This is a genomic window from Pseudomonas sp. CP-1 (genome assembly GCF_021213715.1).
In the GTDB taxonomy this organism is placed as follows: domain Bacteria; phylum Pseudomonadota; class Gammaproteobacteria; order Pseudomonadales; family Pseudomonadaceae; genus Pseudomonas; species Pseudomonas aeruginosa.
The window spans coordinates 37,523-63,242 of record NZ_JAJQKY010000018.1; the positions used below are offsets into that span (position 1 = coordinate 37,523).

The 25,720-nt window shown below is 67.9% G+C and carries 19 protein-coding genes; 6 read left to right on the forward strand and 13 right to left on the reverse strand.

Going from position 1 to position 25,720, the window contains the following annotated elements; all coding sequences use genetic code 11:
* Window positions 1-199: 199 nt before the first annotated feature.
* Together LT948_RS26200 and LT948_RS26205 are read left to right on the forward strand one after the other, a co-directional pair.
* On the forward strand, window positions 200-874 hold the full coding sequence (locus tag LT948_RS26200) for a heavy metal response regulator transcription factor (RefSeq protein ID WP_003089900.1): 675 nt from the start codon (window positions 200-202) through the stop codon (window positions 872-874).
* On the forward strand, window positions 871-2,289 hold the full coding sequence (locus LT948_RS26205; protein ID WP_023091710.1) for a sensor histidine kinase: 1,419 nt from the start codon (window positions 871-873) through the stop codon (window positions 2,287-2,289). Before LT948_RS26200 ends, LT948_RS26205 begins: the two co-directional genes overlap by 4 nt.
* Before the next feature lie 8 nt (window positions 2,290-2,297).
* On the opposite strand, the gene LT948_RS26210 is transcribed toward LT948_RS26205, so the two are convergent.
* From LT948_RS26210 to muxA, 5 genes are all read right to left on the reverse strand, one after another.
* On the reverse strand, window positions 2,298-2,552 hold the full coding sequence (locus LT948_RS26210) for a hypothetical protein (protein ID WP_023097545.1): 255 nt from the start codon (window positions 2,550-2,552) through the stop codon (window positions 2,298-2,300).
* A 112-nt stretch (window positions 2,553-2,664) separates the two neighbouring features.
* The gene (opmB, locus tag LT948_RS26215) at window positions 2,665-4,164 is read right to left on the reverse strand and encodes a multidrug efflux RND transporter outer membrane subunit OpmB (RefSeq protein ID WP_023091709.1); all 1,500 of its coding nucleotides are present in this window, start codon (window positions 4,162-4,164) and stop codon (window positions 2,665-2,667) included.
* Window positions 4,161-7,271 carry a multidrug efflux RND transporter permease subunit MuxC gene (gene muxC / locus LT948_RS26220; RefSeq protein WP_003089914.1) on the reverse strand — a complete coding sequence of 1,037 codons (3,111 nt, stop codon included), beginning with the start codon at window positions 7,269-7,271 and terminating at the stop codon, window positions 4,161-4,163. The genes opmB and muxC overlap by 4 nt, the downstream gene beginning before the upstream one ends.
* Window positions 7,268-10,399: a multidrug efflux RND transporter permease subunit MuxB gene (muxB, locus tag LT948_RS26225; protein WP_003089920.1), complete on the reverse strand. Its 3,132-nt coding sequence runs from the start codon at window positions 10,397-10,399 to the stop codon at window positions 7,268-7,270. The genes muxC and muxB overlap by 4 nt, the downstream gene beginning before the upstream one ends.
* Complete coding sequence (gene muxA / locus LT948_RS26230) at window positions 10,396-11,676, reverse strand: multidrug efflux RND transporter periplasmic adaptor subunit MuxA (RefSeq protein ID WP_003111498.1); 1,281 nt, start codon at window positions 11,674-11,676, stop codon at window positions 10,396-10,398. The genes muxB and muxA overlap by 4 nt, the downstream gene beginning before the upstream one ends.
* 256 nt (window positions 11,677-11,932) lie before the next feature.
* On the opposite strand from muxA, the gene LT948_RS26235 reads away from it, so the two are divergent.
* The 3 genes from LT948_RS26235 (at window position 11,933) to ptaA (ending at window position 16,012) form a co-directional block, all read left to right on the forward strand.
* Window positions 11,933-13,366, forward strand: coding sequence for a TldD/PmbA family protein (locus LT948_RS26235; RefSeq protein ID WP_073657104.1), 1,434 nt, complete (start codon window positions 11,933-11,935; stop codon window positions 13,364-13,366).
* Window positions 13,366-14,691: a TldD/PmbA family protein gene (locus LT948_RS26240; RefSeq protein ID WP_023111720.1), complete on the forward strand. Its 1,326-nt coding sequence runs from the start codon at window positions 13,366-13,368 to the stop codon at window positions 14,689-14,691. The genes LT948_RS26235 and LT948_RS26240 overlap by 1 nt, the downstream gene beginning before the upstream one ends.
* A gap of 196 nt (window positions 14,692-14,887) precedes the next feature.
* Window positions 14,888-16,012, forward strand: coding sequence for a pyoverdine biosynthesis transaminase PtaA (ptaA, locus tag LT948_RS26245; protein WP_009314147.1), 1,125 nt, complete (start codon window positions 14,888-14,890; stop codon window positions 16,010-16,012).
* 149 nt (window positions 16,013-16,161) lie between these two features.
* On the opposite strand, the gene tpx is transcribed toward ptaA, so the two are convergent.
* The 3 genes from tpx to LT948_RS26260 all read right to left on the reverse strand — a co-directional run bounded on the left by tpx (window position 16,162) and on the right by LT948_RS26260 (window position 19,210).
* The gene (gene tpx, locus LT948_RS26250) at window positions 16,162-16,659 is read right to left on the reverse strand and encodes a thiol peroxidase (RefSeq protein WP_003089950.1); all 498 of its coding nucleotides are present in this window, start codon (window positions 16,657-16,659) and stop codon (window positions 16,162-16,164) included.
* Between the two features lie 134 nt (window positions 16,660-16,793).
* On the reverse strand, window positions 16,794-18,143 hold the full coding sequence (locus LT948_RS26255) for an alanine/glycine:cation symporter family protein (protein ID WP_003113324.1): 1,350 nt from the start codon (window positions 18,141-18,143) through the stop codon (window positions 16,794-16,796).
* Between the two features lie 155 nt (window positions 18,144-18,298).
* The gene (locus LT948_RS26260; RefSeq protein ID WP_003120066.1) at window positions 18,299-19,210 is read right to left on the reverse strand and encodes a LysR family transcriptional regulator; all 912 of its coding nucleotides are present in this window, start codon (window positions 19,208-19,210) and stop codon (window positions 18,299-18,301) included.
* Window positions 19,211-19,328: 118 nt separating this feature from the next.
* Between LT948_RS26260 and LT948_RS26265 the strand changes: the two genes are divergently transcribed.
* Window positions 19,329-20,324, forward strand: coding sequence for an aldo/keto reductase (locus LT948_RS26265; protein WP_003113326.1), 996 nt, complete (start codon window positions 19,329-19,331; stop codon window positions 20,322-20,324).
* Window positions 20,325-20,512: 188 nt separating this feature from the next.
* Here the strand turns inward: LT948_RS26265 and LT948_RS26270 are convergent, their stop codons facing one another.
* From LT948_RS26270 to LT948_RS26290, 5 genes are read right to left on the reverse strand one after another with little or no spacing between them, the layout of a single operon-like run.
* Window positions 20,513-21,448 carry a phosphatidate cytidylyltransferase gene (locus tag LT948_RS26270; protein ID WP_003089962.1) on the reverse strand — a complete coding sequence of 312 codons (936 nt, stop codon included), beginning with the start codon at window positions 21,446-21,448 and terminating at the stop codon, window positions 20,513-20,515.
* Between the two features lies 1 nt (window position 21,449).
* A complete protein-coding gene (locus LT948_RS26275; protein WP_023091706.1) occupies window positions 21,450-22,079 on the reverse strand; it encodes a lysophospholipid acyltransferase family protein in 630 nt (209 codons plus the stop codon).
* Window positions 22,080-22,090: 11 nt separating this feature from the next.
* The gene (locus LT948_RS26280; protein WP_023091705.1) at window positions 22,091-22,543 is read right to left on the reverse strand and encodes a hypothetical protein; all 453 of its coding nucleotides are present in this window, start codon (window positions 22,541-22,543) and stop codon (window positions 22,091-22,093) included.
* Entirely contained in the window at window positions 22,536-23,885 is a 1,350-nt protein-coding gene (locus LT948_RS26285) for a phosphatase PAP2/dual specificity phosphatase family protein (RefSeq protein WP_023091704.1), read from the reverse strand. The genes LT948_RS26280 and LT948_RS26285 overlap by 8 nt, the downstream gene beginning before the upstream one ends.
* Window positions 23,885-25,645: a bifunctional alpha/beta hydrolase/class I SAM-dependent methyltransferase gene (locus tag LT948_RS26290; protein ID WP_023091703.1), complete on the reverse strand. Its 1,761-nt coding sequence runs from the start codon at window positions 25,643-25,645 to the stop codon at window positions 23,885-23,887. Before LT948_RS26290 ends, LT948_RS26285 begins: the two co-directional genes overlap by 1 nt.
* Window positions 25,646-25,720: the final 75 nt, after the last annotated feature.

A 25,720-nucleotide genomic window follows, 5' to 3' on the forward strand; every position in this document is an offset into this window, starting at 1 on the left:
GCGCCGCGGACATTTCCAAAGTTTTCAGGCGGACTCCCGGGAGAACTACCCGGTCATTCGATAATTATCATCGAAGCAGCGCAACGATATGAAATTACATTTCCAGGACTCTATCCAGGCAACGCCCGCAATGTAACTTTATAGCAATGCACTTAAACATTTACTTGCAAATGAATCCATACTTTATATAGGGGCGAACATGCGCATCCTTATTATCGAAGATGAAGTCAAGACTGCCGACTACCTGCACCAGGGCCTGACCGAAAGCGGCTACATCGTCGACCGCGCCAACGATGGTATCGACGGCCTGCACATGGCCTTGCAACACCCTTACGAACTGGTGATCCTCGACGTCAACCTGCCCGGCATCGACGGCTGGGACCTGCTCCGCCGCCTGCGCGAACGCAGCAGCGCGCGGGTGATGATGCTCACCGGGCATGGCAGGCTGACCGACAAGGTGCGCGGCCTCGATCTCGGCGCCGACGACTTCATGGTCAAGCCGTTCCAGTTCCCCGAACTGCTGGCGCGGGTCCGCTCGCTGCTGCGCCGCCACGACCAGGCACCGATGCAGGACGTCCTGCGGGTCGCCGACCTGGAGCTGGACGCCAGCCGCCACCGGGCCTTCCGCGGCCGGGTGCGGATCAACCTGACGACCAAGGAGTTCGCCCTGCTGCACCTGCTGATGCGGCGCAACGGCGACGTCATCACCCGGACGCAGATCATCTCGCTGATCTGGGACATGAACTTCGACAACGACTCCAACGTGGTGGAAGTCGCCATCTGCCGCCTGCGGGCGAAGATCGACGACGGCTTCGACCTCAAGCTGATCCATACCATTCGCGGCGTCGGCTACGTCCTGGAAGCGCGCCGATGACGCCACCAGGCCGACTGTCGCTGCGCCTGGCCCTGCTGGTCGGCGCCCTCGGCGCGCTGCTGGCCCTGGCGCTCGGCGCGATGGCGCACTGGAACCTCGGCCGCGAGCTGGAAGCCCGCGAGCGGGAAAACCTGCAATTGAAGCTGGAGCAGATCCGCCACAGCCTGGAAGACGATCTCGACCTGCGCAGCGACCCGGCCGTACAGGCGCATGCCCTGCAGGACCAACTGGTGGCCCACAGCGGCCTGCACCTGAGCATTCTCGACAGCCGCAGCGGCCAGCCGCTGATGAGCTTCGGCGACCAGGCCGCGGCCAGCGTCGCGGCCAACCGCGCGCTTCTCGCCCGCTTGCAGGCGGACGCCCGCCAGCCGGTGTTCCAGAGCTGGAGCACCGGCAACGACCAGCGCCTGCTGAGCATCGGCGCTTCCATGCGCATGAAGAACGGCACCCCGGTACAGGTGTTGCTGAGCAGCGAGCGCAACGCCGACGAGCGCCTGCTCGACGGTTTCCTCCGCGCCACCCTGCTGGCCCTGCCCTTCCTCCTGCCATTGATCGCCCTGGCCGCCTGGTGGGTGGTGCGTGCCGGCCTCGAACCGTTGAACCGCTTCCGCCGGGTGGCCGCCCAGGTCAGCCCGCAGGATCTCTCCTACCGCATCCCCGAGCAGAACCTGCCGCGCGAGCTGGACAGCCTGGCCCGCAGCTTCAACCACATGCTCGGCCGCCTCGAGGATGGCGTACGCCAGCTCTCGCAGTTCTCCGACGACCTGGCCCACGAACTGCGCGCGCCGATCTGCAACCTGCTGGTGCGCAACCAGGTGCTGCTCAGCCAGCATCGCGACAGCGCGGCATACCGCGAAGCCCTGGAGTCCAATGCCGAGGAACTGGAGCGGCTGTCGCGGATCGTCACCGACATGCTGTTCCTGGTGCAGGTGGACAACCCGGCGATCCAGGCCCAGTTCGGCTGCGTCGCCCTGCACGAGCAGGCGGCCAAGGTCATCGACCTGTACGAGATGGTCGCCGAGGACAAGGGCGTCGAACTGCGCCTGTCCGGCAGCGGCTTCGCCCACGGCGACAACCTGATGATCCAGCGCGCCATTTCCAACCTGGTGTCCAACGCCGTGCGCCACACCCCGCAAGGCGGGCGCATCGACGTGCGGATCGGGGAGCGCGCGGGGCACACCGAGGTGAGGGTCAGCAACGACGGCCCGGGCATCCCACCGGAGTACCTGCCGCACCTGTTCGAGCGCTTCTACCGCCGCGCCGGACGCCAGACTGGAGCCCAGGCCGGCACCGGCCTGGGACTGGCCATCGTGCAATCGATCATGGCCTACCACGGCGGCCGCGCCGAAGCGGAAAGCGTACCGCAGCAGAAGACCCACCTGCGCCTGCTGTTCCCTGCGACGGGCGCTGCCTGACGCCGGTTTCAGCAACCGGCGCGGCGCCGCCACAGCCGGTACTCGCCGCAGAAACCGGCGAGGAACAGCGTCAGGCCGAGCGCCAGCAGGGTCCAGGGCGTCCGCAGCGGGGCGCGCTGGAGCGGCGGATCGCCGTGCAGCAGGACGAAGCATTGCAGCAGCGCCCAGAACATCGCGGCGACGCCGCCAAGCATGGCCAGGCGGCACAACCAGCCGAGCCAATAGCCTCGGCGCGAGGGCTTTTCCGGAAACTTCCCCGACACGTATTCACCTCCACATCCGCCGCCGCACTCTAGCCGAGACGCGGACGGCGGTGTGTCATGCAAGCGCAATAGCGGGGAAAGGCATTCGTCAGGAACAGGCAGCGAGAAGAACTCAGGGCGAAGGCGGCAGGCCCTCCTCGACCCGGCCGAGCCGCTCGTCGGTCCGCTCGATGTCGGCGCTGTCCCAGCCGCCGCCCATTGCCGCGATCAACTGGACGCTGGCGGTCAGGCGGCTGCCGAGCAGGGTCAGCACGGTGCGTTCGTTGCTCAGCGCGGTGGCCTGGTTGGTGACCACGTCGGTGTAGTCGACGGTGCCGGCCTTGTACTGGTTCTCGGCCAGGCGCAGTGCCTCGCGGGCCGACTCCAGGGCTTCGCGCTGCACCCCGCTCTCCTCGTCGAGGACGCTCAATTGCACCAGGTAGTCCTCCACCTCGCGGAAACCGTCGAGCACGGTCTGCCGGTAGGTCGCCACGGTCTGGTCGTAGGTCGCCTCGGCCTGGTCCACCTGGGAGCCGATCAGGCCGCCGTCGAACAGGGTCATGGCGAACTGCGGGCCGATCGACCAGAAGCGGTTCGGCGTGCTGATCCAGTTGCTCAGGCTGCCGCTGCGGTAGCCGCCGGCGGCGCTCAGGGTGAGGTCGGGGAAATAGGCGGCCTTGGCCACGCCGATCTGGGCATTGGCGGAAATCACCTTGCGTTCCGCCGAGGCGATGTCCGGCCGTCGTTCGAGCAATTGCGACGGCACCACTGCCGGCAGGTCCGGCAGCTTCGGCACGCTCGCCACCGGCGGCAGGTTGAATTGCGCCGGCGGCAGGCCGACCAGCACGGCGATGGCGTGCTCCAGCTGGGCGCGCTGGTACTTCAGGTCGATGGCCTGGGCCTGGGTGCTTTTCAGCTGGGTGCGGGCCTGGGCCACGTCGGCCCTGGTGACGATGCCGGCGCGGTATTTGTTCTCGGCCACCTTCAGCGAACGCTCGTAGGCCGTCACCGTGTCGTTGAGCAGGCGGATCTGTTCGTCCATCACCCGCAGTTGCAGGTAGTTCTGCGCCAGTTGCGACTGCTGGCTGAGGCGCACCGCGGCGAGGTCGGCGGCGCTGGCATGCAGGCTCGCCTGGTTGGCCTCCAGTTGCCGGCGCAGCTTGCCCCAGAGGTCGACCTCCCAGCTGACGCCGAGGCTGGTCGAGTAACTGTTGCTGATCGCACCGGAACCACCGCCGCTGCTCACAGTGGAGCCGTCGGGAAGGCGCACGGTGCTGTCGCCGCCGCCCTGGCCGCTGCGGGTCTTGCCCACGTTGCCGGTGATCGACGGGAAGAACGCGGCCCGCGCGCCGCGCACCAGCGCCTCGGCCTGGCGGAACTGCGCCACCGACTGGGCCAGGGTCTGGTTGGAACGTTCCAGGTGCATCTGCAGGTCGTTCAGGGTCTGGTCGCCGTACAGCTCCCACCAGGCGCCGCGCTGGAACACGTCGCGCGGCTCGGCGCGGCGCCAGCCTTCGGCTTCCTTGAATTCGGCGGGCACCGCCAGGTCCGGTCGCTGGTAGTCGGGGCCGATGGAGCAGCCGCCGAGGGCGGCGACCAGGGCCAGGGCGAGCAACGAGGGGGTGTGTTTCATAGGGGTGTCTCCAGCGCACCGTCCGTGCGTACGCCGCGTTTCTGGTTGACCCAGTGGCGCAGGCGATCGAGATAGAGGTAGACCACCGGGGTGGTGTACAGGGTCAGCAACTGGCTGCCGATCAGCCCGCCGACGATGGTGATGCCCAGCGGCCGGCGCAGCGCGGCGTCGCCGCCGATGCCGAAGATCAGCGGCAAGGCGCCGAGCAAGGCGGCCAGGGTGGTCATCATGATCGGCCGGAAGCGCATCATGCAGGCCTCGAGGATCGCCTCGCGCGGGCTCAGGCCGTGGTTGCGCTCGGCCTCCAGGGCGAAGTCGATCATCATGATCGCGTTCTTCTTGACGATGCCGATCAGCAGGATGATGCCGATCAGCGCGATCAGGCTCAGCTCGCTGCGGCAGAGGATCAGCGCGAGCAGCGCGCCGACCCCGGCCGAAGGCAGGGTCGAGAGGATGGTCAGCGGGTGCACGTAGCTCTCGTAGAGGATGCCGAGGACGATGTACACCGCCAGCAGCGCCAGGAGGATCAGCCAGGGCATCTGGTTCTGCGTGTCCTGCACCGCGCCGGCGTTGCCCTCGAAGCTGGTCTGCACGTCCACCGGGATGTGCAGCGGCTCCAGGGCCTGCATGATGGCCTCGCGGGTCGGGCCGATCTGCGCGCCCGGCGCCAGGTTGAAGGACAGCGTGGTGGCGGCGAACTGGCCCTGGTGGTTGACCTCCAGCGGTGCCCGGCTCGGTTCGTAGTGGCTGAACGCGGACAGCGGCACGCGCTGGCCGTCGTTGCCGATCACCTGGACCTGGCGGAGGATCTCCGGGCTCTGCTGGTACTGCTGGTCGACCTCCATCACCACCCGGTACTGGTTCAGCGGGTTGAAGATGGTCGACACCTGGCGCTGGCCGAAGGAATCGTTGAGCACCGCGTCGACCATTTCCACGTTGATCCCCAGGGTCGCCGCACGGTCGCGGTCGATCACCAGGCGGGTCTGCACGCCCTTGTCCTGGGAGTCGCTGTTGACGTCCACCAGCTGCGGCAGCTTGCGCATCGCCGCCTCGACCTTCGGCGCCCATTCGCGGAGCAGGGTCAGGTCGTCGCTGCGCAGGGTGAATTCGTACTGCGCGTTGCTGTCGCGGCCGCCCAGGCGCACGTCCTGGCCGGCATTGAGATAGAGCGCCGCGCCGGGCACCTTGGCGATCCGCTCGCGCAGCCGGGTGAGGACCTTCTCCACCGGGTCGCGTTCGCCGATCGGCTTGAGGGTGACGAAGAACGAACCGGTGTTGCTCGACTGCCAGCGGCCGCCGCCGATGAAGCCGACCACGTTTTCCACCGCCGGATCGGAAGAGAGGATCTTGCGGTACTCGCCCATCTTCGCGCTCAGGGACTGGAACGAGATGCTCTGGTCGGCCACCGCGTAGCCGCGCAGGCGCCCGGAGTCCTGCTGCGGGAGGAAGCCCTTGGGCACCACCACGAACAACCAGAGGTTCATGGCGATGCAGGCCAGCATGATCACCACCATCAGCCGCGAGTGCTCCAGCGCCCAGCCCAGGCTGGCGCGGTAGCGCAGCATGAAGGCGGCGAAGAAGCGATCGCTGCGCCGCGCCAGGGAGGCGCCCTCGGGCCGTTTCAGCGGACGCAGCAGACGCGCGCAGAGCATCGGCGTGAGGGTCAGGGATACCACCAGGGACACCAGGATCGCCGCCGAGAGAGTCACCGCGAACTCGCGGAACAACCGCCCGGTGAGGCCGCCCATGAGCAGCAGCGGGATGAACACCGCGACCAGCGAGAGCGTCATCGACAACACGGTGAAACCGACCTGGCGGGCGCCGGTGATCGCCGCCTGGATCGGCGGATCGCCCTCCTCGATGCGTCGGGCGATGTTCTCCACCACCACGATGGCGTCGTCCACCACGAAGCCGGTGGCGATGATCAGCGCCATCAGCGACAGGTTGTTCAGGCTGAAGTCGCACAGGTACATGACCGCAAAGGTGCCGATCAGCGAGACCGGCACCGCCAGGCTGGGGATCAGCGTGGCGCGGCCGTTGCGTAGGAACAGGAAGACCACCAGGATCACCAGCGCCACCGAGATCAGCAGGGTCAGCTCGGCCTCTTCCAGCGACGCACGGATCGACGGGCTGCGATCATCCATCACGTTCAGCTTGACCTGCGGCCCGAGCAGTTCCTGCAATACCGGCAGTTGCGCGTGGATGGCGTCGGTGGCCTCGATGATGTTGGCGCCGGGCTGGCGGGTGACGATCAGCAGCACCGCCGGCAGGTCGTCGGAAAAGCCGGCGTTGCGCACGTCCTCCACCGAGTCGCTGACCTTGGCCACGTCGCCGAGGCGCACCGCGGCGCCGTTGTCGGCGTTGTAGTGGATCACCAGCGGCTCGTACTCGCGGGCCTTGCGCAACTGGTCGTTGGCGTCCACCTGCCAGTGCTTGTCGTCCTTCTCGACGGCGCCCTTGGGGCCGTTGCTGTTGGCCGCGGCGATGGCCGTGCGCACGCTGTCCAGGGACAGCCCGTACTGGCTCATGGCATCCGGGTTGAGGTCGACCCGCACCGCCGGCAGCGAGCTGCCGCCGATGCTCACCTGCCCTACCCCCTGCACCTGCGACAGCTTCGGCGCCAGCACGGTCGAGGCGAGGTCGTACATCTCGCCGCGACTCTGGGTCTCCGAGGTCAGGGTGAGAACCATGATCGGCATGTCCGAGGGGTTGGCCTTGCGGTAGCTGGGATTGTTCGGCATGCCGCTGGGCAGCAGGCTCATCGCGCCGTTGATCGCCGCCTGCACCTCGCGGGCGGCGCCGTCGATGTCCTTCTCCAGGTCGAACACGAGCACCACGGTGGTCGAGCCCAGCGAACTGCTGGAGGTCATCTCGCTGATCCCGGCGATCCGTCCCAGCGAGCGCTCCAGCGGCGTGGCCACCGACGAGGCCATGGTTTCCGGGCTGGCGCCCGGCAGGCTGGCGCTGACCACGATGGCCGGAAAATCGACGTTGGGCAGCGGCGCCACCGGCAGCAGACCGAACGACAGGGTGCCGGCGAGCAGCAACGCCAGGGTCAGCAGCGTGGTGGCGACCGGGCGGCGGATGAAGGGCGTGGACAGGCTCATCGCCCGGCATCCCCGTCGAACCCGGCCTCGGTGTTCAGGTCCAGCCCGCGCTGCTTGCGCCAGGCCGCCCAGCGACGGGCCAGGCGGTCGAAGTAGAGATAGATCACCGGGGTGGTGAACAGGGTCAGGACCTGGCTCAGCAGCAGGCCACCGACCATGGTGATGCCCAGCGGCTGGCGCAGCTCGGCGCCGGCGCCGCCGGCGAGCATCAGCGGCAGCGCGCCGAGCAGCGCGGCCATGGTGGTCATCAGGATCGGCCGGAAGCGCAGCAGGCAGGCCTGGTAGATCGCCTCATGGGGCGGCTTGCCTTCGTTGCGCTCGGCGTCGAGGGCGAAGTCGATCATCATGATCGCGTTCTTCTTGACGATGCCGATCAGCAGGATGATGCCGATGATCGCCACGATGCCGATCTCCTGCCCCGCCAGCATCAGCGCCAACAGCGCGCCGACCCCGGCCGAGGGCAGGGTCGAGAGGATGGTCACCGGATGGATGAAGCTCTCGTAGAGGATGCCCAGGACGATGTACATGGTCACCACCGAGGCGAGGATCAGCAGCAGCGTGTTCGACAGCGAGGCCTCGAAGGCCAGCGCCGCGCCGCGGAAGCTGCCCTGCATGCTCAGCGGCAGCTCCAGGCTGGCCTCGACGCCACGGATCGCCTCGACCGCCTCGCCCAGGGAGTAACCCTTGGCCAGGTTGAACGACAGGGTCGCCGAGGGGAACTGGGCGATATGGTTGATCGCCAGCAGGGTATGCCGCTCCTCCACCTTCGCCAGGCTCGACAGGCGCACCTGGGTGCCGTCGCTGGACGGCACGTAGAGCTGCTCCAGGGCCTGCGGGCCGAGCTGGAACTGCGGCGCCACCTCCAGCACCACGCGGTACTGGGTGGCCTGGGTGAAGATGGTCGAGATCAGCCGCTGGCCGAAGGCGTTGTAGAGCACGCTGTCGATGTCGGAGAGCTTCACGCCGAGGCGCGAGGCGGTGTCGCGGTCGATGTTCAGGTAGGCCTGCAAGCCCTTGTCCTGCCAGTCGCTGGCGACGTCGGCGAGCTGCGGCAACTCCTGCAGCCGCGCCACCAGCTTCGGTACCCACTCGGCGAGCACGTCCGGGTCGGCGTCCTGCAAGGTGAACTGGTACTGGGTGCGGGCGACCCGGTCCTCGATGGTCAGGTCCTGCACCGGCTGCATGTACAGCTTGATCCCGGGCAGGTGGTCGAGTTCGGGCTGCAGGCGCTGGATCACTTCGCTGGCGGTGACGTCGCGCTCGCTGTGCGGCTTGAGGTTGATCAGCAGGCGGCCGGTGTTGAGGGTCGGGTTGCTGCCGTCGACGCCGATGTAGGAGGACAGGCTGGCCACCGCCGGGTCCTTCAGCACCACCTCGGCGAGGGCGCGCTGGCGCTCGGACATGGCCTGGAAGGAGATCGACTGCGGCGCTTCGGCGACGCCCTGGATCACCCCGGTGTCCTGCACCGGGAAGAAGCCCTTGGGCATGGCCAGGTAGAGCAGCGCGGTCAGCGCCAGGGTGGCGATGGCCACCAGCAGGGTCAGCGGCTGGTGCCGCAGGACCACCCGCAGGGCCTTGGCGTATTGTGCGATCAGGCCATCGATGACCCGCCCCGCGGCGCGCGCGAAGCGGCCCTGCTGGTCCTCGTCGATGTGGCGCAGCAGCTTGGCGCTGAGCATCGGCGTAAGGGTCAGGGAGACGAAGCCGGAAATCAGGATCGCCACCGCCAGGGTGATGGCGAACTCGCGGAACAGCCGCCCGGCGACGTCGCCCATGAACAGCAGCGGGATCAGCACGGCGATCAGCGAGAAGGTCAGCGAGATGATGGTGAAGCCGATCTGCTTCGAGCCCTTGAGCGCCGCTTCCAGCGGCGAGTCGCCCTGCTCCAGGTAGCGGGCGATGTTCTCCACCATGACGATCGCGTCGTCGACCACGAAGCCGGTGGCGATGGTCAGCGCCATCAGGGTCAGGTTGTTGATCGAGAAGCCGGACAGGTACATCACGCCGAAGGTGCCGATCAGCGACAGCGGCACGGCGAAGCTGGGAATCAGGGTGGCGTAGACGTTGCGCAGGAACAGGAAGGTGACCATCACCACCAGCGCCACCGCCAGCGCCAGCTCGAACTGCACGTCCTTGACCGAGGCGCGGATGGTGGTGGTGCGGTCGGTCAGCACCTGCACGTCGAGATTGCCCGGCAGGGTCGATTGCAGCTGCGGCAGCAGCGCCTTGATCCGGTCGACCACCTCGATCACGTTGGCCCCCGGCTGGCGCTGGATGTTCAGCACCACCGCCGGCAGGTTGTTGGCCCAGGCGGCCAGGCGCACGTTCTCGGCGTCGTCCTCGACGCTGGCGACGTCGCGGATGCGCAGCGGCGAGCCGTTCTTGTAGGCGATGATCAGGTCGCGGTAGGCGTCGGCCGAGCGCAACTGGTCGTTGGCGTCCAGGGTCGAGGCACGGGTCGGGCCGTCGAAGCTGCCCTTGGGGCCGTTGAGGTTGTTGCTGGTCACCGTGCTGCGCAGGTCCTCCAGGCTCAGCCCCGCCGCCGCCAGCGCCGTCGGGTTGGCGCGCACCCGCACCGCCGGACGCTGGCCGCCGCTGATGCTGACCAGGCCGACCCCGGAGATCTGCGAGATCTTCTGTGCCAGGCGGGTATCCACCAGGTCCTGGATCTGCGGCAGCGGCATGCCGTCGGACATCACCGCCAGGGTCAGGATCGGCGCGTCCGCCGGGTTCACCTTGCTGAACACCGGCTGGTTCGGCAGGTCGTTGGGCAGCAGGCTCTGCGCGGCGTTGATCGCCGCCTGGACTTCCTGCTCGGCGACATCGAGGTTGCTCTGCAGGCTGAATTGCAGGGTGATCACCGAGGCGCCGCCGGAACTGCTGGAAGACATCTCGTTGAGTCCCGGAATCTGCCCGAGCTGGTTCTCCAGCGGCGCGGTGATCGACGAGGTCATGATCTCCGGGCTGGCGCCAGGGTACAGGGTGACCACCTGGATGGTCGGGTAGTCCACTTCCGGCAACGCCGAGATCGGCAGGAAGCGGTAGGCGATCAGGCCCGAGAGCAGGATCGCCACCATCAGCAGGGTGGTCGCGACCGGCCGCAGGATGAACGGGCGGGACGGGTTCATTCAGCGCTCCCGCTACCCACCGAGTCGCCCTGGAGGCCGCTGGGGCGGCCAGTCTGCGGTTTCTGCGGCTCGCCCTCGAGGACCTGCGGGGAGGCCTCGGCGACACGCACTTCCATACCGTCGCGCAGGCGGTCGGTGCCTTCCACCACCACCTGCTCGCCGGCCTTCAGGCCGCTTTCCACCACCACCCGCTCGTTCTCGCTGGTGCCGATGGCGACGCTGCGCTGGCTGACCTTGTTGTCGGCGCCGACCACGTACACATAGATGCCGTTGGTGCCGCGCTGCACAGCGTTGGCCGGAATGGTCAGCACGCCCTTGAGGGTCTGCGCCAGCAGGCGCACGTTGACGAACTGGTTGGGGAACAGCTTGCCGTCGGCGTTCTCGAAGCGTGCCTTGAGCTTGACCGTGCCGGTGGTGGTGTCGATCTGGTTGTCCAGGGTGGTCAGGGTGCCTTCGGCGAGAACCTTGTCCTGGTTGCGGTCCAGCGCGGTGACCGCCAGCTTGCCGGGGCCGTTCATCTGCTCGACGACGGTGCCGATCTGCTGCTGCGGCAGGCTGAACACCACCGAGATCGGCTTGACCTGGGTGATCACCACCAGCGGCGTGGTATCGCCGCTGGTGACCAGGTTGCCGATGTCCACCTGGCGCAGGCCGAGGCGCCCGGAAATCGGTGCGCGGACCTCGGTGAAGGTCAGGTTGAGGCGGGCGTCGTCGACCTGGCCCTGGTTGGTACGGATGGTGCCCTGCAACTGGCGGACCTGGGCTTCCTGGGTATCCAGGGTCTGCTTGGCGATCGAGTCCTCGGCGTACAGCCCCTTGTAGCGCTGCAGGTCGATCTCGGCGTTCTTCAGTTGCGCCTGGTTCTGCATCAGCGTGCCCTCGGCCTGGGCCAGCGCCGCCTTGTAGGTACGCGGGTCGACCACCGCCAGCAGGTCGCCGGCCTTGACCTCCTGCCCCTCCTGGAACAGCACCTTGACCAGCTCGCCGTTGACCCGCGGCTTGACGTTCACCGTGTTGAAGGCGGTGACGGTGCCAAGCGCGTTGAAATGCAGCGCCAGGTCGCCCTGCTCCACCCTGGCCACGCCGACGGTGAGCGCGTTGGCCTTGGGCAGCGCGGCGCCCGGCTTGCCGCCGCGACCGGGTCGCCCGTCGGAGGACGGTGCCGAGGCGGGCGCCGCCAGCCACATCACCAGGCCGATCACGGCGGCGAAGGCCAGGGCGGTGATCAGCCACGGGCGCAGGGTACGGAACTTGGATTTACCGGTCGTTGGAGTCATGGTTCTTCTTCAGGCTTAGAACGGAGGCGCTTTTTCCAGGCTGCACGATAAGCATTGCGGGGGCCCAGGCAAAGCCTCTTTACCCGCTATTTACCCTTGCTTTACCGATAGTTAGGCATTCCGCCCGCATGCTTCGGCGAGCCACCCGCAGCCTGGCACCAGGCTATGACAACAAACGGCTTGCTCCGTTACGGGCGAAGGCTTGAAATAGAGCGTCCTGCACTCGCCCACTCCGCAATCGGCCAGGGACGCACAGATGATCGACCCGTTGAAACACCGCTTCGCGGCGCTCCGCAGTCGCGCCGAATTCCACTCCTTGCGCTACGTCCAGCGTAGCGGCGAGTACCTCTCGGTGCGCCGCAACGTCAGCGAACCGCCGCACTTCAGCCAGGACCGCGGCGCCATGCTCTGCGTACGGCTGAACGGCGTGGAAGCCTACGCCGCCACCAACGATCTCTCCGCGGCCGGCCTGCAGGCCGCCCTGGAGCAGGCCGAACGGCAAGCCGAGCGGATCGCCCGGCACGCCCTGTTCGACGTCCGCGGATTGCCGCCGGCAAGCGGCCGCTCGCAGTATCGCTCGCCGAACCAGGACGCCCCTTTCCCCTCCCTCGCCGAGTGCTACGAACTGCTCGCCGAGGAGTCCGCCAAGGTGCCGCGCGACGAGCGCCTGGTGAACTGGAGCGTATTCCTCGAAGTCAGCCGCCAGGAACAGCTCTACCTGAACAGCGCCGGCGCCGAGCAATACCAGGAGCAGCGCTTCGTCTATCCCGGCGCCAGCGTCACCGCCTACGACGGCCATGACAGCCAGACCCGCAGTTTCGGCGGCCACCATGCCGGCCAGCAGGGCGGCGCCGAAGTGATCGAGCGCCTCGGCCTGGTCGGCGCCGCGCCGCGCATCGCCGACCAGGCCCTGCAACTGCTGGCGGCGCCGAACACCCCGAGCGGCCGTTGCGACCTGCTGCTGATGCCGGACCAGATGATCCTGCAGATCCACGAGTCGATCGGCCACCCGCTGGAGCTGGATCGCATCCTCGGCGACGAGCGCAACTACGCCGGTACCAGCTTCATCAAGACCGAGGACTTCGGTCGCTACCAGTACGGCTCCAGCCTGCTCAACGTCAGCTTCGACCCGGAAATCCCCGAGGAACTGGCCAGCTACCGCCAGGACGACGACGGCAGCCCCGCGCGCAAGGAATACCTGATCCGCGAAGGCCGCCTGCTGCGCCCGCTCGGCGGCGCCCTGTCGCAACACCGCAGCGGCCTGGAGGGCGTCGCCAACAGCCGCGCCAGCAGTTGGAACCGCGCGCCCATCGACCGCATGGCCAATCTCAACCTGGAGCCCGGCGACAAGAGCTTCGCGCAGCTGGTGGGCGGTATCGAGCGCGGGGTGCTGATGTCCTACAACCGCTCCTGGTCGATCGACGACGCACGCAACAAGTTCCAGTTCGGCTGCGAATGGGGCCAGTTGATCGAGGACGGCGAACTCAAGGGCGTGGTGAAGAACCCCAACTACCGAGGCATCTCCGCGCAGTTCTGGCGCAACCTCAGCGCGGTGGGCGACGCCGGCACCTTCGAGGTGCTCGGCACGCCCTACTGCGGCAAGGGCGAGCCGAACCAGGTGATCCGTGTCGGCCATGCCTCGCCGGCCTGCGTATTCAGCGATGTGGACGTATTCGGGGGAGACGCCTGATGCACCAGAGACAGCATTTCGAAGCCCTCGCCGAGGACCTGCGCCGGCATCTGGCCGAGGGCGAGGACTTCACCCTCTGGTACAGCGCCGAGGACTCCGAGTTCATCCGCTTCAACCGGGCGCGGGTGCGCCAGGCCGGCCGGGTGCGCCAGGCCAGCGCGCTGCTCCGGCTGATCCGCGACGAACGCCAGGCGAGCCTCGACCTGACGCTCTCCGGCGCGCCGGAAGAAGACCGCCAGCGTCTGGCCGAAGGCCTTCGGCAACTGCGCCAGAGCCTGGCCTGGATTCCCGCCGATCCCTATCTGCTGCTCGACACCACGGCCTGGCAGCGAGAGAACCAGGACCTCAGCGCAGCGCCCGACAGCGGCGCGCTGCTGGCCAGCCTCGAACGCCAGGCGCGCGACCTCGACCTGGTCGGCATCTATGCCGCCGGACCGCTGTTCCGTGGCTTCGCCAACTCCTGGGGCGCCTTCGGCTGGCATGCCGGCAGCAGCTTCAACTTCGACTGGAGCCTGTTCCACGGCAACGGCCAGGCGGTGAAGGCCGACTACGCCGGCCAGCGCTGGGACGACGAAGCCTTCGCCCGGCGCTTCGAACAGGCCCGGGAGCAGCTCGGCCACCTGGGCAAGCCGCTGCGCCAGTTGCGCCCCGGCGACTACCGCGCCTACCTGGCGCCGGCGGCGCTCGAAGAAGTCATGCAGATGCTCTGCTGGGGCGGTTTCTCCGCGCGCGCCCTGGCTACCGGCGAAAGCCCCCTGCAACGCCTGCAGAACGGCGACGCCCTGCTCAGCCCGCTGCTGAACCTCGCCGAGCGCCCTGCCACCTCGCCCTCCCCGGCATTCAGCGCGGAAGGCTCGCCGCGCGCCGAGGTCGAACTGGTCGGCAACGGCCGCCTGAGCGGACGCCTGGTGAGTTCGCGCAGCGCCCGCGAATATGGCCTGGTAGCCAATGGCGCCGGGGCCAACGAGGCGCCCACGGCGCTGGACATGGCCGGCGGCAGCCTGGAGCAGGCGCGCATCCTCGAGGCCCTGGATACCGGCCTGTACATCGGCAACCTGTGGTACCTGAACTACTCGGACATGCCCGCCGCACGCCTGACCGGAATGACCCGCTTCGCCACCTTCTGGGTGGAGAACGGCCAGATCCGGGCGCCGGTCAGCACCATGCGCTTCGACGACAGCCTGTACAGCTTCCTCGGCGCCCACCTGGAAGACCTCAGCCACGAGCGCGAACTGCGCCTGTCCAGCAATACCTACGGCGAACGCCAGACCGACTCGATGCACCTGCCGGGCGCGTTGACCGGGCGCTTCACCCTCACGCTCTGAGCCCGCGCGGCGCTCCCCGGCGGTTCGCCGCCCGGGAGCGCCGCGTGCGCAATCCGAAGAATACCCGCCGATATTCTGGCGCCATTATCACGCCACCATAAACGGACCGGCTCCCTCCTCGTTCTCCACTCTGGTGACACACGCCCGAGAGGAACCCACCGCACGCATATCCCATTCGGTACACGGAGGTGAAGCTATGCCCGCTTTGAGTCGTCGTTCGTTCGTGACCCTGACCGCCCTGGCCTCCAGCAGCATCCTGCTGAGCCCGCGAGCCTTCGCCGGGAGCGGCGCGACAAGCGCCGCCGGGAAGCCGCAAGAGACCTTCCTGGATTTCAACGAAAGCCCCTACGGCCCCTCCGCCAAGGCCAGGGCCGCCATGCAGCAGGCGGCCGCGCTCTGCGGCCGCTACGACTACGACGCGCAGGACGCCCTGGTCGGCCTGTTCGCCAAGCAGAACGGCATCCCCGCCGAATGCGTGCATGCCTACTGCGGCTCGCGCCAGCCGCTGCAATACGCCGTCGCGGCGTTCACCGGCAAGGAGCGCAGACTGGTCATGGCCGATCCCTCCTACGACTCCGTGGTCGGCGCCGCCCAGGTCCAGGGGGCGAAGGTCGCTGCCGTGCCGCTGGACGCCGAGGCGGCCCACGACATCGAGCGCATGCTCGCCGCCGCGCAACGCGACGCCGGGCTGATCTATATCTGCAACCCGAACAACCCGACCGGCACCCTCACCCCGCACGAGCGGATCGTCAGGGCGATCGAACGCAAGCCCGAGCGCAGCGTGGTGCTGGTCGACGAGGCGTATATCCATTTTTCCGACGCACCCAGCGTCGTTGGCCTGGCCGTCCAGCGCCAGGATGTGCTGGTCCTGCGTACCTTCTCAAAACTCTACGGGATGGCCGGCGCCCGGCTCGGCCTGGCCATCGGGCATCCGCAGCTGCTGGCGCGGCTGGAGCGCTTCGGCGGCCACAACGTGGTGCCCTCGCCGACCGCCCACGCCGGGCTGGAAAGCCTGCGTGACGACGATCTGGTGCCACGGCGCAAGCAGCAGAACGCAGAGGTCCGCGAGCGCACCATCGCCTGGCTGCGCCAGCAGGGCTTCCGCTGCACCGCCTCGCAGTCCAACTGTTTCATGGTGGATATGCGCCGTCCCGCCGAGCTGGTCATCGCCGAACTGGAGAAACAGCGGGTGCACGTCGGCCGCCCGTGGGCCTCCTGGCCCAACTGGGTCCGTGTGACGGTAGGCAGCGAGGAAGAGATGCAGGCGTTCCGGAGCGCCTTCGCCAGCGTCAGCCGGCGCCACCAGGTCGCCATGCGCTAGCGCTGCGTCTCTGCGACGCAGGGCGGATGACCGCGCTGCGATTATCCGCCCTGCTCATGGCCCGAGGCGAGCAGCCAAGGGAATCGGGTTCGCCCGTTACCAGCCAGCCTGGCCGACGGTCATGGGACGAAGCGGGTTGGCCGTGGGGCTCAGAGAGCCGCCAGGGCCGCCGCGTAGTTCGGCTCGTCGGCGATTTCGCCGACCAGTTCGCTGTGCAGCACCTTGTTCTGCTCGTCGAGCACCACCACGGCGCGCGCGGCCAGGCCGGCCAGCGGGCCGCTGGCGATGGCCACGCCATAGTTCTCGAGGAACTCGCGACCGCGCAGGGTCGACAGGTTGACTACGTTCTCCAGGCCTTCGGCGCCGCAGAAGCGCTTCTGCGCGAACGGCAGGTCGGCGGAGATGCACAGCACCACGGTGTTGGCCAGCTTGCCGGCCTCGACGTTGAACTTGCGCACCGAGGTGGCGCAGGTCGGGGTGTCGACGCTGGGGAAGATGTTCAGCACCTTGCGCTTGCCGGCGAAGTTTTCCAGGGTCACGTCGGCGAGGTCGCCGCCGACCAGGCTGAAGGCCGGAGCCTGGGCGCCTTTCTGCGGGAGCTGGCCATCGACGTTGACCGGGTTGCCCTTGAGAGTCACTTGAGCCATTGCGTTGATCCTTCTAGTCAGTGAGAAGCCGCCGGCCCTGTGGCCGGCGGCGGAAGCATTCGGGGCCGGCGACGATGCTAGCACGCTTTACCCGAGCGAAAACCTCGGGTTTGAGCGTCGCCGTCCCCCGAGGCTCAACTCCTGGCCTTGGCGAAATACTCCCGGGTCAGGCGGAACACCACCGGACTCAGCAGCAGCAAGGCGATCAGGTTGGGAATCGCCATCAGCGCGTTGAGGGTATCCGCCACCAGCCAGGCGAAGTCCAGCTGGGTCATGGCGCCGAACGGAATCGCCAGGGTCCAGACGATCCGGAACGGCAGGATCGCCCGGGTGCCCGCCAGGTACTCCCAGCAGCGCTCGCCGTAGTAGCTCCAGCCGAGGATGGTGGTATAGGCGAACACCACCAGGGCCAGCGACAGGATGTAGTGGCCGACGCCCGGCATCGCCGCCTCGAACGCCGCCGAGGACAGCGCCGCGCCGCTGGCGCCGCTGGTCCAGACGCCCGAGGTGATGATCGCCAGGCCGGTCAGGCTGCAGATGATCAGGGTATCGATGAAGGTGCCGAGCATACCGATCAGGCCCGAACGCACCGCGCTATGGGTCGTGCCGGCGGCCTGGGCGATGCCGGCGGTGCCGAGGCCGGCCTCGTTGGAGAAGATCCCGCGTGCGACACCGAAACGGATTGCCGCCATCACCGCTGCGCCGGCGAAGCCGCCGGTGGCGGCGATCGGCGTGAAGGCGTGGGTGAAGATCAGTTGGAACGCGCCGGGAATCGCCTCGGCATGGACCACCAGGACGATCACCGAGGCGACGATGTAGCCGACGCACATGAAGGGCACCAGGGCTTCGGCGACCTTGCCGATACGGCGGATGCCGCCAAGGATCACCAGCCCGGTGACGAGCATGGTGGCGACCCCGGTGACCCAGTCGGGCACGCCGAAGGAAACCTCCAGGGCATCGGCCATGCTGTTGACCTGGACCATGTTGCCGATACCGAAGCCGGCGAGCCCGCCGAACAGCGCGAAGGCCGCGCCGAGCCAGGCCCAGCGCTTGCCCAGACCGTTCTTGATGGCATACATCGGACCGCCGACGTGTTCGTTGCGCTCATCCTTCTCGCGGTAGTGCACCGCCAGCACCACTTCGGAGAACTTGGTGGCCATTCCCACCAGCGCGGTGCACCACATCCAGAACAGCGCGCCCGGGCCGCCGAGGAAGATCGCCGTGGCCACCCCGGCGATGTTGCCGGTACCGACGGTGGCCGCCAGGCAGGTCATCAGCGCCTGGAACGGGCTGATCTCGCCGCTGCTCTCGTCATCCTTGCTACGCCCCTGCCAGAGCAGGCGAAAGCCGACTCCCAGGCGCACCAGGGGCATGAACTTCAACCCCAGCATCAGGTACAGGCCGGTGCCGAGAATCAGCACCAGCATCAACGGCCCCCAGACCACGCCGTTCAGGTCGACCACCCACTTCTGCAAGCTTTCCATCAGCGATCCTTATTCTTGTTCGAATGAATGCGGCCTGGCGGCAGCGGGCATCCGGAACTCGGACGAACATCCCTGCTCGACAGGCCAAGGCTGCCGATCCTAACGAGGTTCTCTCGGCGAAATCGAGAAAAATCTTCGCCCGGAAAGCCTGCGTCTCATTGCGTCTCGCCGGCCGCCTGGCGACCGAACAGTTCCACCAGCCAGTCGACGAACACCCTCACCCGCGGCGACAACTGGCGCTGCGAGGGATACACGGCATGCAGCGGCAGCGATGGCGGCAACCATTCTCCGAGCACTTGTCGGAGGCTACCGTCGGCCAGGCCGGCGGCGACGTGATAGTGCGGCGCCTGGATCAGCCCGAGCCCGGCCCGGCAGGCGGCGACGTAGGCATCGGCGTTGTTGACGCTGACCCGGCTGCGCATCGGCAACGTGCGCAGACGCCCGTCGACGCTGAACTCGAAGTCGAAGGTACGCCCGCTGGAAGGCGACTGGTAGTTCACCGCGAGGTGCCCGCCGAGCTCGGCGAGCTGCCGCGGATGGCCATGACGCTCCAGGTAGGCGGCGCTGGCGCAGGTGACCTGCGGCAGGTCGGCCAGGTGCCGGCCGACCAGGCTGGAATCGTGCAGTTCGCCGACCCGCAGCACGCAGTCCGCGCCCTCGCGCAGCAGGTCGACCAGGCGATCGTTGCTGCTCAACTGCAGCTCCAGTTCCGGGTAGCGCTCGCAGAACTCCGGCAGGAACGGAATCACCCGCATCCGCCCCAGTGCGCCCGGCAGGTCGACCCGCAAGCGCCCGCGCGGGTTGTTCAGGACGCGTGGAAAGCAGCTTTCCGCCTCCTCCAGGTCCGCCAGCAGGCGCACGCAACGCTCGTAGTAGGCCTGCCCGTCGAGGGTCAGGCTGACCTGGCGGGTGGTGCGCTGCAGCAACTGCACGCCAAGGTGCGCCTCCAGTTGCTGGATCGCCTGGGTCACGCTGGCGCGCGGCAGCTCCAGGCTGTCCGCGGCCTTGCCGAAGGCGCCCAGCTCGACGATGCGGGTGAAGGCCTGCATGGCCTGGAAACGATCCATCGGACGTCCTCGATTATTTGGAAAATACGAATGGTAAAACCGTAATTATGGGCTTTATCCAGGCCAATGCGGAGCGAAGAATGACGGCGTTTTCCTTCCCTCCCGCGAGGCTCGACACATGAAAACCCGTCAACTCGGCCACAACGGCCCTTCCGTCTCCGCCATCGGCCTCGGCTGCATGGGCATGACCGACTTCTACACCACCGGCGGCGACCGCCAGGAGGCCATCGCCACCCTGCATCGCGCCGTGGAACTCGGGCTGAACTTCTTCGATACCGCCGACATGTACGGCCCGCACAGCAACGAGGAACTGCTCGGCGAGGCCCTGCGCGGCAAACGCGAGCAGGTGTTCCTGGCCAGCAAGTTCGGCATCGTCCGCGACCCTGCCAATCCCCGGGCGCGCGGCGTCGACGGCAGCCCGGCGTATATCCGCCGCGCCATCGAAGGCAGCCTGAAGCGCCTCGGTACCGACCGCCTGGACCTTTACTATCAGCACCGCATGGACCCGCAGGTGCCCATCGAGGACAGCGTCGGCGCCCTCGCCGACCTGGTGAAGGCCGGCAAGATCCGCCACATCGGCCTCAGCGAAGCCTCGGCGGAAACCCTCGAACGTGCCCATCGGGTGCACCCGATCAGCGCGTTGCAGAGCGAGTACTCGCTGTGGACCCGCGATCCGGAGGACACCGGGGTGCTCGCCGCCTGCCGTCGCCTGGGCATCGCCTTCGTCCCCTACAGCCCGCTGGGCCGAGGTTTCCTTACCGGCACCCTGAAGCGCCCGGAAGACTTCGCCGCCGACGATTACCGTCGTTTCAGCCCGCGCTTCCAGGGCGAGAACTTCGCGAAGAACCTGAAGCTGGTGGACAAGGTCGGCGAACTGGCCGCGGCCAAGGGCGTGAAACCCTCGCAACTGGCGCTGGCCTGGGTGCTGGCGCAGGGCGATGACCTGATCCCGATTCCCGGCACCAAGCAGCGGCGCTACCTGGAGGAGAACGTCGCCGCGACGGAACTGCGCCTGAGCGCGGCGGAACTGGCCGAGCTGGATGCGATCTTCCCCGCCGAGGCGGTCGCCGGCAGTCGCTATAGCGAGGAAGGCATGCGCCTGGTCAATCTCTGAGACAGTGAAGCTGCGGTCACGTCCCCGTATGCCGGAGCCTGGTTGTAGGGCGAATCACCGCTTGCGGTTATCCGCCGCTTATCCGGGGTTTCGGCGGATACCGCCTGTGGCGGTATCCGCCCTACGGGTCTCTATCGCTGGCAATTTCCTGGCTGCCTACACGGCGGGGAAACGGCGACGGGCGAACCTCAGGGCGTCCACCAGTAGCGCACCACGTGGAAGAAGATCGGCGCGGCGAAGCACACCGAGTCCAGGCGGTCGAGCATGCCACCGTGACCTTCGATCATGTGCCCCCAGTCCTTGACCCCGCGGTCGCGCTTGATCGCCGACATCACCAGGCCGCCGAAGAAGCCCAGCAGGTTGATCAGCAGCGCGATCAGCGCCGCCTGCCAGAGGTTGAACGGGGTGATCCACCACAGCGAGGCGCCGATGGCGGTGGCCAGGGCGATGCCGCCGACGAAGCCTTCGACGGTCTTCGACGGCGACAGGTTGGGAGCGATCTTGCGCTTGCCGAACAGCTTGCCGCAGATGTACTGCATCACGTCGGAGAGCTGCACGACGATCACCAGGTAGGCGATCAGCAGCAGGTTGCGCCCCTCGAAGCCGGGGATGTCGAGGGTCAGCAGCGCCGGCACGAAGGAGATACAGAACACCGCCAGCATCAGGCCCCACTGCACTTTCGAGGCGCGCTCGAGGAAGTGCTTGGTGTCGCCGCCCAGCGAGGCGAGGATCGGCAACAGCAGGAACACGTACACCGGGATGAAGATCGAGAACATGCTGTACCAGTCGATGTAGATCAGCAGGTACTGCATCGGCAGCACGAAGTAGAACGCCGCCACCAGCGCCGGGTAGTCGCTGCGCCGGGTCGGGGTGAGGGTGATGAACTCGCGCAGGGCGTAGAACGACACGCCATAGAACAGCAGGATCACCGCCGCCTGGCCGAGCCAGAAGGCGAAACCGATCACCAGGACCATCGCCCACCAGGCGTTGATCCGCGCGTTCAGGTTGTCGATCACCGCGTTCGGGCCGGGACCGGCGCGCCACTTGAGGACGAAGCCGACCAGCGAGGCGAGCAGCAGCAGCGCGCCGATCCCGCCGAAGAGCATCCAGGTCTGTTCGTTCATCTCAGGCCTCCTCTTCCGGCGCCAGGTCCAGCAGGGCCATGCGCGCTCGTTCGAGGAACGCCTCCTTGCCTTCTTCCGCCGTGGCGACCAGCGGCTTGCCGAAGCTCAGGGTGCAGAGCAGCGGCAACGGCAGCATGCGGCCCTTGGGCATGACCCGGTTGAGGTTGGCCAGCCAGACCGGCACCAGCTCGACCTCCGGGTGGGCCAGGGACAGGTGGTAGATACCGCTCTTGAATGGCAACAGCTTGACCTCGTCGTCCAGGTTGCGGGTGCCCTCGGGGAAGATGATCAGCGAGTCGCCGCCGTCCAGGGCGCGGTCGAGGGGTTCGAGCGGATTGGCATTGGCCTCGCTGCGCTGGCGGTCGACCAGCACGCCGTTGAACACCTTGTTGATCACGTAGCTGCGCAGGCCGGCCTTGTTCCAGTAGTCGGCGCCCGCCACCGGCCGGGTACGCCGCCGCACCTCCGGCGGCAACGAGGCCCAGAGCAGGACGAAGTCGCCATGGCTGCTGTGGTTGGCGTAATAGATGCGTTGCTTGGGGATCGGCGTGGTGCCCAGCCAGAGGCTGCGCAAGCCGGTGATGGCGCGGGCGCCGGCGATGATGCCATAGGCGACGACTGATTCGAGCATGGGAAGACTCTTCAGGTTTGAGCGTTGAATAGAGGGATCGACAACAGGCACGACAAGGCCAGCAGGAACTGGGCGCCACAGGCCAGCGCCTGCCAGCGTAGCAGGCGCAGGGCGCCGCGGCTGCGCTGGTTCCAGGTGCGCTCCGCGGCGTCCGCGCGGGCCAGGCCGAGGTCGGCCAGGGCCCGGTCCAGGTCTTGGGTCTGCGCTTCCAGCCTGTCGCCGACGCGGCTGAAACGTTCGAATAGTTCGGCGTCCAGGGCCACTCGCAGCGCCCAGTACTTCTGCCACAGGCCGAGCATGGCGATCGCCAGCATCGCCTCAGCGAAATAGCGCCAGCCGATGCCCTGCACGGCCTGGTACAGGCCCAGCCCGATGGCCAGCAGGGTCAGTGCGGCGGACAGCCGGTCAAGCTCGCGGCCACGGCGCAGCAGCGCCGCCACCAGGGCCAGGGATTGCTCAGGCATGGCGCACCTCGCCCAGTTCCGCCGATGGCTCCGGCACGCTCCCGCTCAGCGCCGCGAGGGTCCGCCGCTGGGCCTCGCCCAGCAGCACTTGCGGTCGCGCCCGGCGTAACACCGCCACGGCCGACTCGACGTCCGCCGCGCGGCCGCTGAGCAGCAGCCAGGCGGCGACCAGCGTGGCGCTGCGCGAATAGCCCAGGGCACAGGCCACCAGCAGCGGCCCTTGCGCCAGCAGTTCGTCGATCAGCGCGGCGGCGCGCCGGCAGTCCCCGACGTCCGGCGCGACCAGGTCGAGCAACGGCAGGCTGCGATAGGCCAGCCCCTGCGGCTCGCAGGAAAGTTCGGCGGTAGCGTCGAGCAATGCGCGGAAGCGGCCGTCGGCCAGTTCCGCGGACGACGGCAGGCGCCCCAGCCAGAGGCCCGGCAGCACCTCGTCCGGCTGCGGCCGGCGACGGGTCCAGAGCCAGGCATTGATCCGCGCGGCAAGCAGATATGGCGCCAGCAGCCAACGCGCGGCGGCGCTCAGGCGGCCAGTGCTGCCCTTCTGGAAGCCGGCGGCGCCGAACAGCAGGTAGTTCAGCGCCACCAGCGCCAGCGCCAGCGCCGGCCAGCACAGCCACAACGCCGCACCACCGACGGCAAAGGCGACGGCGGCGCAGGCCAGCGCGCCGAGGCCGTAGCGAGCAGCCAGCCGCCGCCGTTGCCGGTCGCGGCTCAGGCTGGCGCGGGCGAACGGCGCGGGCTGCGCCTGCGGCCACAGCCAGACGCACAGCCAGCCGGCCAGCGCACCGGTGGGCACGTCGATGAAATGGTGCTGCCAGGTGGTCAGCACCGACAGCCCGATCAGCGCGAACCAGCCATGCAGCAGCCAGCGCCAGGCGCCGCTGGCGTAGCGCGCGTAGCAGACCCAGAGCACTACCAGCAGGGCGATGTGCAGCGACGGTGCCTGGTTGTACGGTTTGTCGAACCCCATCAGCACGTCGAACAGCCAGCCGAACACGCCGCCCAGTTCCGGCCGTTCGAAGGTGAAGCGCAGGGGGAACAGCAGGAAGCAGGTCACCGACAGCACCTGGGCGCTGAGCAGGCGCAGGCAGTGGGTGTCCAGCTCGCGCTTGTCTCGCGGCAACAACAGCGACAGGCCGTAGAGCAGGTCGATCGACCAGTACGGCAGGATGGTCCAGGGCCACAGCGGCATCCCGCGTTCCCAGTCGAAGACCAGGCTGCCGACGTCGCCGCGCTGGCTGGTCAACCAGTTGGCCAGGCCATAGCTGGCGAAGAAGAACGGGCCGAGGAACAGCAGCCAGAGCACCGCCCGCTTCAGTACCCCCGGCTCGCGCGGCGCCATCAGCGGGCGACCTTCTGCGCCAGCGATACGCTGAAGATGCCCCACTGGTCGACCCGCTGGGTGATCTTGCGGAAGCCGGCGGCGGCCACCAGTTGGTCCATTTCCGCCTGGGTCCGGCGCCGCATCACCCAGGCCTGGCCCTGGCGGTGGCTGGTCAGCGCGCGGGCGATCAGTTCCAGCTGCGGGTGCCAGGGCTGTCCGGTGTAGACCAGGTAGCCGCCCTCCTCCAACGCCTCGCCGAGGCCGGCGAGGGAGTCGCCGACCATGCGGTTGTCGGCGAACAGCTCGTAGAGCCCGGAAACCACCCCGAGGCTCGGCTTCGGTTGCAGCGCCGCCAGGTCGGCGCGATCGAAGGCGTCGCCCTTGACGAAGCGGGCGATGCCGGCGAGGCCCTTGCTTTCGATCAGGGCGCTGCCGTCACGCACGTTGATCTCGCTGTAGTCGCGCAGGAGGATGCTTTCCGGCAGCGGCTCGACGCCTTGCAGGGCTTCGAGGATGTAGCGGCCGTGGCCGGCGGCGATGTCGACGATGCGCACCTCGCGCTGCTCCTCGCGCAACCGCTGCATGGCCAGGCGCAGCAGATCCTCGGCGTGCAGCTTGCGCTGGCGGATGCCGCGCCAGCCGATGGAGTCCAGGTAGTTGCGGTCGATCAGGCGACCCAGCGGGCCGCTGCCGCTGGGCTGGTTGCGGTAGACATAGTCGAGGGTGCTGCCGGAATCGAAACCGGTGTCGAAGCCCAGCTTGACCCCGTCCGACCACAGGCTGCCCAGGCGCAGGCCGGCACGGGTGGCGCGCCAGTAGAGATCGCGCGGCGAGTTCTTCGGCAACGGCGCGGCCAGCGCCTCGGCCTCGGCGCAGGTATGACCCAGGCGGTCGGCATCGAGCAGGCTCGGTCGTTCTGGGACCGTGGCGAATGCCTCGAGGAGGAAGCGCCGGGCACGGCCGACGGCCAGGTGACGATCGCGCTCGCCAAGGGTGTCGTGGAAGAAGCCGGGCAGGATGTGCTTTTCCTTGCGCAGGCTGCCGAGACGCTCGAAGAAGCGCTCCTGCGGCGCACGATGGACGACGAAGTCGGCCCCGGAAATCAGCAGTTGGGTGGGAATCTGGATCGCCTGTGCGTCCGCTACCACCCGCTCGGCAGCTTCGTAGAGGCCGAGCAGGACGTTCACCGAGATCGCCTTGGCGATCAGCGGGTCGCTGTCGTAGGAGGCGATCCGCTGCGGGTCGTGACTGAGGAAGCGTGCCTTGACATAGCTGTTGACGAAGAAATTGCCGCGCCACAGGCGCATCAGTTTCAGCCCGCTGCGGGCGAACGGCACGTAGAGCTTGACCTGGAACGCCGGCGAAGCCAGCACCAGTGCGCGCACCTTCGGCGCGTAGTCGTGGGCCCAGGTGGCAACCAGCACCGCGCCGACGCTCTGCGCCACCACCGCCATCCGCTCTTCGGCGATACCGTGGACGGCCTGGATATGGTCGACGAAGGTCTGTACGTCGCGCACGCTGGTGGCGAAGCTCGGGCTATCGCCGCGGGCGCCTGGCGAGAGGCCGTGGCCACGGGCGTCCCAGGCGAAGAAGTCGTGTTCCGGCAGGTCGAGTTCGTCGACCAGGTGGGCGATCCGCCCGGAGTGCTCATGGCCGCGGTGGAACAGCAGCACCGCCTGGCGCGTGCCGTCCGGCGCCGGGCGGCTGGCCGGCCAGTGGCGGTAGAAGAGTTCTACCCCGTCGTGGGTGGTGAAACGCAATTCCTGTACGTCGCGCATGTGATGTCCCTATGTCGTTGCCCCGGCCGGGAACCCGGCGGGATTGCTTCCTGCGGGCGCCCACCTCCATGGCGT

Coding starts and splice junctions, on each gene's coding strand:
- muxA (WP_003111498.1), bottom strand. CDS start 11,676: ATGACTCCAACGACCGGTAAATCCAAGTTCCGTACCCTGCGCCCGTGG.
- opmB (WP_023091709.1), bottom strand. CDS start 4,164: ATGAAACACACCCCCTCGTTGCTCGCCCTGGCCCTGGTCGCCGCCCTC.
- tpx (WP_003089950.1), bottom strand. CDS start 16,659: ATGGCTCAAGTGACTCTCAAGGGCAACCCGGTCAACGTCGATGGCCAG.
- LT948_RS26275 (WP_023091706.1), bottom strand. CDS start 22,079: ATGCTCGAATCAGTCGTCGCCTATGGCATCATCGCCGGCGCCCGCGCC.
- ptaA (WP_009314147.1), top strand. CDS start 14,888: ATGCCCGCTTTGAGTCGTCGTTCGTTCGTGACCCTGACCGCCCTGGCC.
- LT948_RS26265 (WP_003113326.1), top strand. CDS start 19,329: ATGAAAACCCGTCAACTCGGCCACAACGGCCCTTCCGTCTCCGCCATC.
- LT948_RS26200 (WP_003089900.1), top strand. CDS start 200: ATGCGCATCCTTATTATCGAAGATGAAGTCAAGACTGCCGACTACCTG.
- LT948_RS26280 (WP_023091705.1), bottom strand. CDS start 22,543: ATGCCTGAGCAATCCCTGGCCCTGGTGGCGGCGCTGCTGCGCCGTGGC.
- muxC (WP_003089914.1), bottom strand. CDS start 7,271: ATGAGCCTGTCCACGCCCTTCATCCGCCGCCCGGTCGCCACCACGCTG.
- LT948_RS26270 (WP_003089962.1), bottom strand. CDS start 21,448: ATGAACGAACAGACCTGGATGCTCTTCGGCGGGATCGGCGCGCTGCTG.
- LT948_RS26205 (WP_023091710.1), top strand. CDS start 871: ATGACGCCACCAGGCCGACTGTCGCTGCGCCTGGCCCTGCTGGTCGGC.
- LT948_RS26235 (WP_073657104.1), top strand. CDS start 11,933: ATGATCGACCCGTTGAAACACCGCTTCGCGGCGCTCCGCAGTCGCGCC.
- LT948_RS26240 (WP_023111720.1), top strand. CDS start 13,366: ATGCACCAGAGACAGCATTTCGAAGCCCTCGCCGAGGACCTGCGCCGG.
- muxB (WP_003089920.1), bottom strand. CDS start 10,399: ATGAACCCGTCCCGCCCGTTCATCCTGCGGCCGGTCGCGACCACCCTG.
- LT948_RS26255 (WP_003113324.1), bottom strand. CDS start 18,143: ATGGAAAGCTTGCAGAAGTGGGTGGTCGACCTGAACGGCGTGGTCTGG.
- LT948_RS26290 (WP_023091703.1), bottom strand. CDS start 25,645: ATGCGCGACGTACAGGAATTGCGTTTCACCACCCACGACGGGGTAGAA.
- LT948_RS26260 (WP_003120066.1), bottom strand. CDS start 19,210: ATGGATCGTTTCCAGGCCATGCAGGCCTTCACCCGCATCGTCGAGCTG.
- LT948_RS26285 (WP_023091704.1), bottom strand. CDS start 23,885: ATGGCGCCGCGCGAGCCGGGGGTACTGAAGCGGGCGGTGCTCTGGCTG.